We start from the raw sequence: 14,254 nt of genomic DNA on the forward strand, positions 1-14,254 counted from the left end.
CATTTCCATACCAGATTAGTCCGAAGTCAGGCAATTTTTTATACATATTTAAATCCTAATAAATTGGCAGCTGCAGGCAAACATAAAAAGACCGGTTCACAGCGCTAAAAGCATCTGTAAAACGGTCTCCTAGTATAACTCACAGTTCAATTTTCTTTTAATCAATACAGCACTAACTCTTCTTTCAACGAAGCTGTTGATATCTGCTCAGTCCTGAAATTTTTCTTTTGCAAGTGTTTGCTCAACTCTTCGGCGGGCATAGGGCGATAGAAGTAATAGCCCTGTACTTCATCACAGCCGGATTCCTTAAGAAACGCCAATTGTGTCTCTGTTTCAACCCCTTCTGCCAATACTTTTATCTTGAGAATTTTAGCCAGTTGGATGATGGTATTGGCAATCGGCCGATTTTTAGGATTTTCATCAATTTCCCTGATAAAGGTAATATCCATCTTGATCCGATCAAAGGGGATATTTTTGATCCGGTTTAGTGATGAATATTCCACCCCAAAATCATCTATCGCCATATTAATCCCGATACTTTTCAGTTCCCCGATAATCTTGGCCGTTCTTTCGTCATTTTTGAAAGCCAGCGATTCTGTAATTTCCAATTCCAGCTGGTCAGGCTCTAAACCATTACTGGACAAACTGGCTTTAATGATTTTTATCAAACCGGGATTTTCCAACTGCTCACAGGAGAGATTGACCGCCATCGTCAAAGCTTCATATCCCTGTTCCTGCCAACCCTTCATCTGCCTGCAGGCTGTCTCAATTACCCACTGATCTATGGGCTTCATCAGTCCAGGATGTTTCATAGCCAGCGGAATAAAAGCGTTTGGAGTCAGTAAACCCAATTCCGGATGATTCCAGCGAATAAGTGCTTCAATGCCATTAATTTTCATCGTCTTAAGACTTATCTGCGGCTGATAGAAAAGCTCCAGCTCATCATTTTCAATCGCCCGATACAAATCATTGGTTAGACGAGTCTTTAGCTTTTGGTCTTCTTTTAACACCGGTGAACAGCAGGTAATCCGATTTTTTCCCTGATCCTTTGAGTAATACATGGAAAGATCCGCATTTTTAATCAGGCTGTCGGGATCCTCCCCGTCATTGGGATATAAAGATACACCCAGGCTGGCTGTGATAAACAATTCCTGCCCTCTTATTTCCATTGGCGAAGTAAATACTGTCATCAGATGGGAAAGAACTTGATCGATATCCCCAGATCGATGAATGCCACTCAGCATCACCAGAAACTCATCGCCACCAAAACGGCAAACCAGATCATTCTTACGCACTCTTTTGCGGAGTCGCTGCCCCACTTCTATCAGAAGTTCATCACCGGCATTATGTCCCAGAGTATCATTAATCGTTTTAAAACCATCAATATCAAGAAATACAACCCCCACCGCTTTATGGCTACGCGATGCTGAATAAATTTCACGCACCAGATGTTCATGAAAGAGCGTACGGTTGGGTAAACCGGTAAGCCCGTCATAATAGGCCAGATTTTTAATTTTTGCCTCTGACTGCAATTTGTTCAAAGCATCAATCAAAAGATTACTGACAATTTTTACGCTGTTGTACTGACTGTCTCCCCAATGCACCATCTGATTAAGGTATTCCGCCTGCAGAACGCCAGGTTTTTGTTCACCACATACCGGTACTGCATAAAAGCTTTTAATCTCCTGCGGTAGTTCCATGTTATTTGCGGACGCATCTGCAACTGCCAGAATCTGATCTGCCTGAAGGTCCGCTCTTCTCCATAGGGGAATTGTAATCGCCTGTGAATCAGTCTTTCTGTACCAATGATGGACCTTTTCCACCATCTCATTTTCATCAATGAAGAAAAGGCTTAGTCGATCCGTTTCAAGAAACTCGCCACAACGCCTCAAGAGATTTTCAATCTTTTCATGGCGATTGTTCTCACTGATATTAATTAGATCTGTTGAAATCTCGGAAATCATTTTCTGCAGATGAATTTGTTCCTCATTTTCTCGGAGTCGCTTTAAAAAAACCTGGTTGATGTAGATAGCCATAAACAAAAACAAGCTGACAAAGATAATCCGATCCAAATGATCCATTGCGACAATTTCAACATATATTGAGGGCCTTATAATCCACAGAGCCACAAGCGACAGCAGATAAGAGCCGCCCAAAAAAAGCAGATACTTTTCATTTCTAAAAGGAATCAGTAAAATAATAAACACTACCGGTGCAGCCCAGACGGTGACCGCCCCATAATCTCTATAATATATGATCAGATAGGGAATCGTCACCGCCAGAATGGTAATTAAAAGCATGTCTTTATCAGTATCTTTTAGTTTCGAATGGTTTATTAGCAGCAAAGCGATTCCCAATCCGGCCAATATCAGACTAGTTGCCATAGCCATCCAAAAGGAAAAATTCCAGAGAAAATAACCCGATACAAAGTTAGTATTGGCGCCAATCAGATAAGCCAGCATTAAATAATGGTAAATTTTCTGCTGTGTCTTTTCGTTTAGTATTTCGCCCTCCTTTGCCTGAACAGTCTTTTTGTCCAAATCAATAAAATCATATTGCATAATCGAAAATAAAATAGCTGAAACCGGAATCAGAATAATTGCCGGCGCCATCTGCGGAGCTACTTCTCGGCTAATCGTATTTATAACAGTATCGGTAACGCTGCCAAGAATTAAAGCCAGCAGGAAAGTAGAAAAAACCAGGAACATGGCTTTTCTTTTTTTCCCGCTTTCTCTGATGCCAGCTAACAATAATAGCATCAGGGAAAGGATGGAACATCCTATGTAATAAACATTAAAGAACTGATCAAATATATTGTTTTCTGGTATATTCACCCATCCGCTGGGAGTCAAAAAAAGATGATGCTGGTGGACAGCAGTCGGCTCGTATAAGGCAAATAAAAAGATAATCAACATGGCCGGCAGATAAATCAGTAATAGCAAAGGCATTTTTCTGAGAGCCTTAGCCCGGTCTGTAATGATAAGCACGAAATGCAAAAGAAAAGCATACATACCACCCCAGCCAATTACTGCAAACCGGCGCCAAAACATGGCAATTTCCAGGGAATCGGCCGAATTGGCAATCGAAAAGGAAAAGGACCAGATCGCCAGCGTCAGACAAATGCCAAAAAAGGCCAGCTTTCGCTCCCGATAATTGTCCTTGAAAAGAATATAAAATCCGAAGAATGTGTAGCCTACAAAAGCAACATAAAAGATCAACGAGTAGATCAGGGGTAGATCCATGGGCATCCTCCAATCAGCAGTTTATGATTGTATACCCGGATAACCGACTTTTATTCTTTTGGCTCTTTTTTTACAAAAAAAACGGAGGGCGAGCAGATGTCATTCTTCTTCGCCTTCCGAATAAACTCGGTAATTATTTTTTCCCATTTTCTTTGCCTGATACATGGCCTTGTCGGCACTCACAAGCAACGCTTCATGATTACTGCCATGTTCAGGATAAAAAGCAATCCCAATACTGATGGTTACCAGTAATTTTTCACTGGTCAAAGGTTTTTGAATTGCCTTAAGCATTTTATCAGCAACGATCTCGACATCAGATACGGTTTCAAATTCAGGAATAATAACCGTGAATTCATCCCCACCCATCCTGGCAACGGTATCGCCTTTTCTCATGATGCTTTTGAGTTCATCAGAAACAGCCTTCAGGAGTTCATCTCCCATATCGTGTCCATAACTGTCATTGATCTCCTTAAAGCCATCGAGATCCAGGTACATTATTGCCAGCCGAGTCTGATATCGGGCCGCATTTGCCACGGAAATCATCAGTCGGTCATTAAAAAGGCCACGATTAGCCAACCCTGTTAAAGTATCGTGATACGCAAGATATTTGGCTTTTTCCGATTCTTCTCGGCGCTTGGTGATATCCTCTTTTACCGAGACGTAATGAAATATCTCGCCATTCTCATCAAATATCGGTGAAATTGAAATATATTCCCAATAAAGCTCTCCGTCCTTTTTGAAATTTTCTTGTTCTCTCTTCCATATTTTTCCCCTGGTGACTGTATTGTGTAAATCCTCATAGACATGTTTCATTTGACTTTCCTGATACAATACCCCGATGTTTTGACCAATCAGATCGGCAGGAGTATATCCGGTAATCTTTGTATAATGGGGATTTACATATTCAATTTCTCCTTTATCATCACTGATTAGTACTGCAACTGGGCTATGTTCGATTGCGTGGTAGTAAGTCCGCATCTGATCCTGAGCCTTTTTATAGTCAGTAAAGTCTTCAACAATTCCCTGAACGCCCACAATTTCACCGGTAAAATTATGAAGCGGAACAAAATGCATCCTTAAATAAACGTCTTTTCCCCATTTGGATGTATAGATGGATTCTCCTCTGAAATCTTCACCCGTTTCGGCACAGTGTTTCAGGCTGGCGGCAATTCCACTGTCCACCAGTGGCGGGAAGGTGAATACATTAACTGCTTTTGTTGCCTCAACTGAAGGCGACCCCAGCAGTTTTACCACCGCCGGATTTACCATTAAAATTTCACCATCACGGTCGCAGGTTATAATACCTGCCGGCGAATTTTCAACCAGCAAACGATATCGCTCATCCCTTTCATCCATCTCCCTTGACAAGCTCTTTTTTTCTGCTTCACTGTTGCGAGTGACATTAACCACTTCCTTTTCGCAGTTCTTCAATTGGCGGTCAATGTAGAAATAAAGGGGAGGTACAAATAAAATTATAAACCCAATCGCATAAAACAGACCCTGTTCAGCCATTCCCGGCAAAAAAAACGGCAACAGAAAGTAAACTGCCATCACCACCAGGACGGCAATTATCGTTATACTGATCACACAGAACCAGGTCTTCTTTCTCCGAAATTCTTCACAATTCATATTGGGCTCCTCTAAACAGTGCTCTAGTCAAATCAATAATATCTAATAATAACATTTTATTTGCTTTCATTATACCCTAAAAAAAAACATTATATCAAAATTATCACTCTCTTTAGTCTATAAAAAAACACCCGGCCGAAGCCGGGCATACATTCCGTAAAATAAACTTTGCACCAACATTGAATCACCTCAGCTTATACAGCATCAGGCATTTTCCTTATATTAAATGATAAGCGGCGGCAAAAGCTGTTTCTACCGCATTGGCAATACGTCCAACACATTTGGTATCACCAATTTTAATCACTCTTTCAAAATCAGTTGCCAATTCATCAGCCAAACGATGCTCGGCTTTAACACCAAGCGATAAAACAACTGCATCCAGATCCATCGATATCGCCTGTCCATCAGCTTTTTCCAGCATTACTCCAGTGCTGGTAATTTCCACCAGTTTATGGCCTGGCATAAAGACCGTTCCAAATTTCATCAATCTTGCCTGGACATCGCTGAAAGACTGCCAGCTGGCGCCAGGTCCTATTTGATCCGCCATTTCCACGACACAAACTTCATTATCCTGGGTTTCCAAAAGCTCTGCGGTTTCGACACCGGTCATACCAGAACCGATTACTGCCACTTTTTTACCGGTCAGGCTGACTTTTCCTGTCAAAACGTCAGTACTAGTACATACAAAGTCCTGATCAATCCCTTTGATGGCAGCCGGAACAATGGATTCAGAACCGGTACCGACAAAAACGGCATAAGGACTTAAGCCTTTAATCGCTTCTTTGGTCGCAGCTGCGCCCAGTCGGATATCAACCCCAAGTTTATTGAGCTGATTTTTATAGTAATCAATCAACCAGTTAATTTTGTCCTTATGGGGTGGTTTATTAGCCAGACAGAGCTGGCCGCCCAGTTCAGCTTCTTTTTCAAAAAGCACGACCTTAAATTGTCGTTCAGCCAGTTTGACCGCCGCTTCCATCCCGGCCGGGCCACCGCCGATAACAACTACCAGCCGCCCGTCACCATTAGTACGGGCATCATTGTAGAACCACTCACGAGCGGCTCGAGCATTAATTGCACACGCAAAGGGCTCTCCCTTCATACCATTTTCAATCATTGAATCCATGCAATTGAGGCAGGAAATACAGCGCCGGATATCTTCGACCTGGCCTTTTGCAGCTTTATTAACCCAATCCGGATCAGCCAGCATACCACGGGCAATGGTTACCCCATCCACCTTACCTTCAGCAATGATTTTTTCTGCAAATTCCGGATTTCTGATCACGCCAACACCAAAGACTGGTACATCTACAGCTTTTTTTATCGCTTCTGCTAAATAGATTTTCCATCCTTCAGGATAGGAAATTGGTTCCCATGCCCAATTCATGGTTTCATAGATACCGGCTGAAACATTAACTGCATCCAAACCAAAAGGCACCAGATACTGGCAGATCTTAACGGCCTCATCAAGCATCAGTCCATCTTCTTCAAAGGGAAACATAGACTCCCGCAAAAATTCATCGGCAGAAATTCTCAGCATGACCGGATAATCCCGTCCGACTCGAGCCCGAATCCCCTCGATGATTTCTTTAATCACCCGGGCACGGTTTTCGGTACTGCCACCATATTCATCGGTGCGCTTATTGGTTAACGGTGAAATAAACTGGTTAAGCAGATATCCATGAGCACTATGGAGTTCGACACCATCAATCCCTGCCTTGTAGCAGCGCTCAGCAGCATCGATATAATTATCGATCAGTTTTTTTATATCCTCTTTAGTCATTTCCCGACACTCGGCCTGGGTCAGCATACTTTTTATCCCACTAGGCGAAATGGTTGCCCTTCCACCGATAGCTATATTATCAGTCTGACGACCTGGATGATGCAATTGAATAAAGATCGCCCCATCGTAAAAATGTATATCTTTAGCCAGCTTGGTAAGACCTGGGATACAATCATCGGTAGCTGCCGATGTCTGACGCGGCATCATCACCCCGGTTTCATTATCAACCCGGGTTACTTCAGTAATAATCAAACCAACTCCGCCTTTGGCCCGCTCAGCATAATAAGCACGTTCACATTCCGAAACTGTAGCGTTATCATGAGCCGTTCCAGAACCCATCGCGCCCATAACAACGCGATTTCTAATTTTCAAAGAACCAATATTAATAGGTGATAACAGATTTTCAAATGACATAATTTTCTCCTTTTATTAATAGCTATCGTAAATTTAAAACCGTGATTCTGTGATGACCATATACTCCTCTTGTTTGTTTAAATTGTATCAGCCACATGTCTTTAAGTCTTTGTAAAAAATTGAGATTTTAAACAATTTTAGCAGTCAGGGCAACAAACAGATTTTATAAAAATTAACAAAAATCACCTGATTTAATCGTAAATTCTAACGAATATTGTTCAAATAATTTTGCTGAATATTAAGGTTCCCGCAAAAAAGCAGTCCTTGACTTGAACCTCTTCGGCCTATATCTGCCATTTCCAGGTTACAAGTCTGACTGCCACATCAGCTGTATGACAAGATCACCCCTTGTCATACAGCAATCAATTTTGGTTCCTAATACTTATCACTTTCAAAATCGTCTAATTCGATCGTTTTGAACTCATCAAGTTCAATACTAATATCTTCTATCGGCTGCTGTGGGCCAGTTTAGCGGCTGGGGCCTGATAGCTGCTACTGCCACCTTTTTTAAGTTTAAATGCATTGACCCGCCCTTTTAGAAGTTCAGCCTGACCCAGGAGCTCTTCACTGGCAGCAGCGCTCTCTTCGGCAGTTGCCGAGTTTGTCTGGACAACTTTGGAGACCTGCTCAATCCCGGTATTGATTTCATTGATCTTGGTTGCCTGATCATTGGAAGCTGTGGCAATTTCTGCTACCAGATTAGTCATGGTGCCAATTTTATCAAGAATTTCTTTTAAGCTTTCAGAGGTCTGACTAGCAATGGTGGTTCCAGCTTCAACCTTACTGATAGAGCCCTCGATCAGGTCAGTCGTTTCCCTGGCCGCTTCAGCACTTCTGGCTGCCAGAGTTCTTACTTCTTCAGCAACTACGGCAAAACCTTTACCATGCTGGCCTGCCCGAGCTGCTTCCACTGCGGCATTTAGGGCCAGAATATTGGTCTGGAAGGCAATGTCATCAATAACCCTGATGATTTTCGAAATATTATTGGATGATTCATTAATATCATTCATGGCCACAACCATCGCATCCATCTGACTATTACCATCCTCCGCACTGGATTTCACATCACTGGAGAGAACATTGGCCTGGTTGGCATTGGTAGCATTACGAGAGGTATCACCGGCCACTTCTTCCATCGAGGCATTGAGTTCCTGTATGGCCGCCGCCTGTTCTGATGCCCCCTGAGAAAGAGCCTGTCCACCGTCAGAAATCTGGTTTGCTCCAGATTCCACCTGTCCGGAAGCCTCACCGATTGTTGCCAAGGTAGAGCTTAACTCGCTGGTAATGCCATTGAGCGAATCCTTAATGGCCTGGAAATCCCCCAGATAATCATCAGTAATTTCCAGATCCAGGTTGCCCTGTCCAATTTCTGTCAAGGTCTCGGTAATCTCATTGACATAACGTTTCAGGAAGGTAACGGTCCGGTTCATATCATCTTTAATCTGGACATAATCACCATTGTAAATACCCGTCATTTCGGTATTTAAATTCCCCTGGGCAAGTTCCTTAAGCGTGGCTGACGCTTCCTTGATTGGACCTACCACTGCGTCCATAATGCCATTTAAACCAACTACAATCTCAGAAAACTGACCCTGATGAGCCGATGCATCCGCTCTGGTATCAAGCTGCCCCTGCATCCCGGCCAGAGCCATCATAGTGGCATCGTTAATCAAATGTTCTACAGAATTCTTTACTTCTGACAGATTATCTCTAATCGTTATAAACTGGTTACTGACTTCAGTCGTGTACTCATCTGCTTCCATAAGATTCAGATCTAAATCAATGTTCCCCTGAGCCAGAAGATTTAAATTGGCGGCTAAACGCGAAACTTCAGCAGCTGTATAGTTACTGACCCGCATGATTTCTGTCAAATCAGTAACAGTCTCCACGAAACCAATGTTTTCACCTTTTGCATTTTTAAGATAAGCTGTATCCTGTTTATTATTTCGTCCATGCCATTCAAAGTAAGACTGCGGATTATCGTGATCAACCAGCTGACGGATCCCACAGTTTTCCGTCTGGCATATCTCTGCTCCGGCATGCCAGCAGTCCATTCCTTTAGCAGATTCTCGATCTTGTATTGCACCATTATTAACCAGAAAGTCTTCAAAGGATTTATTCATGAATACCCATTTCATGTCGTTATCAGTCACATGGATCGGAAATGGTACCGAATCCAAAATAGCTTCATACCAAACCATCTGATCAACAACTATATCCAGGGTATCGTTAACCCCTTGGACAATTTCCTTAAACCCACCAGAGAATGCTTGTGCATCCCCACGAGTATCCCATTTACCAGCCTTGGCAGCATCAGCTAAAGAACTTGCTTCCGCAATCAGAGCACGAACTGTTTCGACCGTCGTTATAAGCGCCGGTGTTATTTCGTCCTGGTCATCAGCCACTGAAAGTTGTGCTGACACATCTCCTTGGGCAATCTGATTCATTAATCCAACGATATTGTTCTGCAGATTATCAGCCATCTGATTCAGGGTATTACTCATCTCCCCAACTTCATCCCGTGTGGTAACTTTGACCCGCTTGCTTAAATGACCGCGATTAATTTCCTGCAAGGTACTATTTGCCGCAGCAACCGGCTTGGCAATCTGACGAGATACGAAAAACGACACTGCTGCTGCACCAAGAACAGTTAAGAAAGCGATCAAAAGAATCCCATTTCTGAGGTTATTGATCGGCTCCAGCATAAATGACTGGGACTCCGAGATCACCAGGGTCCAGGTAGTTCCAGGAATTGGTGCGATATGGCCAATTTTACCAACGCCTTCGCGCTCATAATAAATCGTTGCAACCTGACTGAGATCCGTTTCCTGTAAAACGTAACCCAGTGCAAGATCAGTTTCTTGTTCAGCTGCTTCATAGATATTGGTCTCATCGATTACTAATTGCTGATTGGGATGAGCCATCAGGACACCGTTTTCACTAATAATGAGTCCATACTGGTTTTCCCCATCGCCCAGACCACTGACCACTTCAGTTAAAAAAGCCGGATTACGACGAGCAACCAGCAGACCAACAACCTCTCCGTTATTTCTTATCGGAGCCACATCAAAAACGGAAGGCTCTCCAGTCACCAGGCTGACTGCTACATCAGATATAACCAGATTACCAGCAAACCCCTCCTGATACCAGAAGCGATCTCCAGCCTCAAATTCACCGCCACCTATGACATACTTGGCATGTCCATCCATATCCATGACTGCAATATCTTCATAACCAAGTTTTTCGGCAATATCTGGCAGGACTTGAGACTGCTCATCAAAATTCATGCCGGTAATCATTACACCCTGAGAAGCCACTTCAAGCTTTCCCAGATTCCCTTCAATAATCGCTCCAATATGATTGGCGCTCTCTAAAACATAGGCATTGGAATCAAGGGCATTCTCAGTTTCAATAATTTCTGTCCCGCGACTGACTGAAAAAAAGCCCAGAATAACCGTCGCCGCAATAAGTGTCAGCACCGTCATCAGAATAAGCTTAGTCGTTAAACGCATTCCCAGTTTAAAATTTCTCTCCATAACTATATCCTTTCTAAAAATATCATGTGTATATAGTTATAGCCAAGTTGAGTGATTTTTAAGCACATTTAAATAGATAATTTTAAACTTTTTTTTGCAAATTTTTTTATTTTTCTACTTACAAGTAATAATTTAAAAATCAGTTCAACAAAAACTAATTTCTATTACCCCGTTTTTATTTTCCACCAACTTGCTATTCTTCAAAAAACATAAAAAACGGAGCGGTTTGTTAGAGTAAACCGTCCCGTTTCTTTTATAAATTTGCTATCTTCCAGTCTAATATTTGTCACTGTTAAAATCATTGAAGCTATTCATATCAAAATCATCAAGTTCAATGCTGACATCTTCTGTCGGCTGACTAGGGGCCAGCTTAGCGGCTGGAGCCTGATAGCTGCTACTGCCACCTTTTTTAAGTTTAAATGCATAAACCCGACTCTTCAACAGCTCTGCCTGGCCTAACAATTCTTCGCTGGCTGCAGCACTTTCTTCGGCTGTTGCCGAATTTGTCTGGACTACTTTTGCAACCTGCTCAATCCCGGTATTGATTTCATTAATCTTAGTCGCCTGTGCATTTGATGCATTAGCTATTTCACCCACCAGGCTGGTCATACTCTCAATCTTCGCAAGTATTCCCTTGAGACTTTCAGCAGTATCTGTGGCAATTGCCGTTCCAGCTTCAACCTTATTAATTGAACCTTCGATCAGCTCAGTTGTTTCTCTAGCTGCTTCAGCGCTTCGAGCTGCCAATGTTCGCACTTCTTCAGCGACCACGGCAAAGCCTTTGCCATGCTGGCCAGCCCGAGCTGCTTCCACTGCGGCATTTAGGGCCAGAATATTGGTCTGGAAGGCAATGTCATCAATCACCCGGATAATTTTAGAGATATTGTTGGACGATTCATTAATATCATTCATCGCGCCAACCATTTCATCCATCTGGGAATTACCCGCTTCAGCACTGTTTTTCACATCGCTGGAAAGAGCATTGGCCTGATTTGCGTTAGTTGCATTACGGGAAGTATCATTGGCTACTTCATCCATTGAAGCATTAAGTTCCTGAATAGCTGCCGCTTGTTCGGATGCACCCTGGGACAGAGCCTGTCCACCATCAGAAATCTGATTGGCACCGGCTTCCACCTGATTGGAGGCATCGCCGATCGTTGAAAGTGTTGCGCTTAATTCAGTAGTGATGGCATTCAAGGCATCCTTGATAGCGCGGAAGTCGCCCAGATAGTCGGCGGTAATTTCCAGATCGAGATTACCATGGCCGATTTCTGTCAGCGTACTGGTTATTTCAGTGACATAGCTTTTCAGGAAGCTGATAGTCTGATTCATATCATCTTTAATCTGAACGTAATCACCATTATAGAAGCCGGACATTTCAGTGTTCAGGTTCCCCTGTGACAATTCTTTAAGGGTTGCCGAAGCTTCCTTGACCGGTCCTACTACCGCATCCATAATGCCGTTTAAACCGACGACGATTTCCGAGAACTGTCCCTGATGAGACGATGCATCCGCCCGCGTATCCAGCTGACCTTGAATACCGGCCAGAGCCATCATGGTCGCATCATTGATCAGGTGTTCCACTGAATTTTTTACTTCAGACATATTATCTCTAATCTTTTCAAACTGCGTGCTGATTTCAGTTGTATATTCATCGGCTTCAGTCAGGTTCAGATCAAAATCAATATTCCCCTGGGCCAGAAGACTTAAATTAGAAGCCAGACGTGAAACCTCAGCAGACGTATAATTGCTGACTCTCATGATTTCTGTCAGATCAGTAATTGTTTCCACAAAACCGATATTCTCACCCTTTTTATTTTTCAGATAGGCAGTGGTCTGCTTATTATTACTGCCCTTATAATCAAAGAATGATTCTGACTTATTGTGATCCACCAGTTGTCTGATCCCGCAGTTTTCTGTCTGGCAGATATCAGAGCCAGCATTCCAGCAATCCATTCCAATAGCGGACTCACGATCTTTAATATCACTGTTGCCAGCCAGAAAAGCTTCAAAAGCACGGTTCATAAAGGTCCATTTCATATTGTTATCCGTAACATTGATTGGGAAAGGAAGTGAATCAAGGATTCCTTCATACCAGACCATCTGATCGACAACAATATCCAGGGTTTCATTGACTCCCTGTACAATTTCCTTAAAGCCACCAGCAAAGGCCTCAGCATCGCCTCGGGTTTCCCACTTGCCAGCTTTAGCAGCTTCAGACAATGATGCGGCTTCAGCAATCAGACCACGAATGGTTTCAACTGTAGTTTTTAGTGCCGGAGTAATCTCATCCTCAGTATCAATAATTTCCAGTTCAGCCGAAACGTCTCCATTTGCAATCTGCTGCATCAGGCCAACAACATTACTCTGCAGATTTCCGGCCATATGATTAAGGGAAGCGCTCATTTCCCCGACTTCGTCACGGGTAGTGATTTCAACCCGCTTGCTTAAATGACCTAGATCGAGTTCCTTAATCATATCGTTGGCGGCGATTACCGGTTTGGCGATCATGCGAGAGACAAAAAGGGCTATTGCCGCCCCACCAAGAACGGTTGAAAAGGCAATTAAGATAATCCCTTTTTTCAGATCATTGATCGGCTGCAGCATAAACTCCTGGGATTCCGATATAACCAGGGTCCAGGTCGTCCCAGGAACTGGGGCAATATGGCCAATTTTAGGTTCTCCATATTTTTCATAGTAAATGCTTGCAACCTGACTTAAATCCATGTCCTGAAGGACAAATCCCAGGGCCAGGTCGGTTTCATTTTCACTATGAGCGGTCTCATAAATATTGAGTTTCTGCATGACTAACTCTGCATTTGGGTGGGCCATCAGAACACCATTTGCACTCATAACCAGGGCATACTGATTTTCTCCGTCACCAAGAGCACTGACCACATCAGTCATGAAAGTCGGATCACGGCGGGCCACCAGCAGGCCAACAACCTGATTATTATTTTTAATAGGAACAACCTCGAAAATTGATGGCTCACCAGTCACCGGATCTTCAACCACATCTGAGATACACAAATTTCCTGCCAGGCCATCTTCAAAGCAAGACTGGCCCGCGGCGTCAAATTCACCACCCTCAGCAATGTATTTAGCATGACCATTCATATCCATTATGGCAATATTTTCTAACTCCAACCGCGAAATATCGTCAGCCAGAGCGGCACTTTGAGTTTCAAAGTCCATGCTGATCACAGAATCTCTTTGAGCCACTTCATTCAATACTCCAAAGTGACTTTCAATAATCGCTCCTATATGATTGGCGCTTTCCGACACAAAATCATCGGCATCCTGCGCGTTTTCCGTTTCAATAATAGATGTCCCGCGACTAACCGAAAAAAAGCCCATGACGGTTGCTGCTGCTATCAGAATCAGAACAGTCATCAGAATGAGTTTAGTCGTTAAACGCATCCCCAATTTAAAATCTTTCTCCATTATATTTCCTTTCCATCCATATGTATTAAACTGTGTTATTATAACAGATTAGAGTGGCTTGCGCTTATTTTTATCTAAAAATATTTTGTTTTTTTTTTGAAAAAACGCAATTCTTAATGATTCAATATTAATCAATGAAATTATTATAATTATAACGGCTAACTATTTATTTTAAAACTAATAAAATTGCTCGTAGCGATATTTTTACT

General features: G+C 42.8%; 5 protein-coding genes. All 5 read right to left on the reverse strand.

The window, feature by feature from the left end:
• Positions 1-161: 161 nt before the first annotated feature.
• The 5 genes from Q5O24_13530 to Q5O24_13550 all read right to left on the reverse strand — a co-directional run bounded on the left by Q5O24_13530 (position 162) and on the right by Q5O24_13550 (position 14,045).
• Positions 162-3,242 carry an EAL domain-containing protein gene (locus Q5O24_13530; protein WKY47360.1) on the reverse strand — a complete coding sequence of 1,027 codons (3,081 nt, stop codon included), beginning with the start codon at positions 3,240-3,242 and terminating at the stop codon, positions 162-164.
• Between the two features lie 99 nt (positions 3,243-3,341).
• Positions 3,342-4,871 (reverse strand): sensor domain-containing diguanylate cyclase, encoded by a 1,530-nt coding sequence (locus tag Q5O24_13535; GenBank protein WKY47361.1) that lies wholly within the window; start codon positions 4,869-4,871, stop codon positions 3,342-3,344.
• Positions 4,872-5,088: 217 nt separating this feature from the next.
• Positions 5,089-7,065, reverse strand: coding sequence for an NAD(P)/FAD-dependent oxidoreductase (locus Q5O24_13540; GenBank protein ID WKY47362.1), 1,977 nt, complete (start codon positions 7,063-7,065; stop codon positions 5,089-5,091).
• 446 nt (positions 7,066-7,511) lie between these two features.
• Positions 7,512-10,601 carry a methyl-accepting chemotaxis protein gene (locus Q5O24_13545; protein WKY47363.1) on the reverse strand — a complete coding sequence of 1,030 codons (3,090 nt, stop codon included), beginning with the start codon at positions 10,599-10,601 and terminating at the stop codon, positions 7,512-7,514.
• Between the two features lie 276 nt (positions 10,602-10,877).
• The gene (locus Q5O24_13550; protein WKY47364.1) at positions 10,878-14,045 is read right to left on the reverse strand and encodes a methyl-accepting chemotaxis protein; all 3,168 of its coding nucleotides are present in this window, start codon (positions 14,043-14,045) and stop codon (positions 10,878-10,880) included.
• Positions 14,046-14,254 lie beyond the last annotated feature (209 nt).

The organism is Eubacteriaceae bacterium ES3 (assembly GCA_030586155.1).
GTDB lineage: Bacteria > Bacillota > Clostridia > Eubacteriales > Eubacteriaceae > Acetobacterium.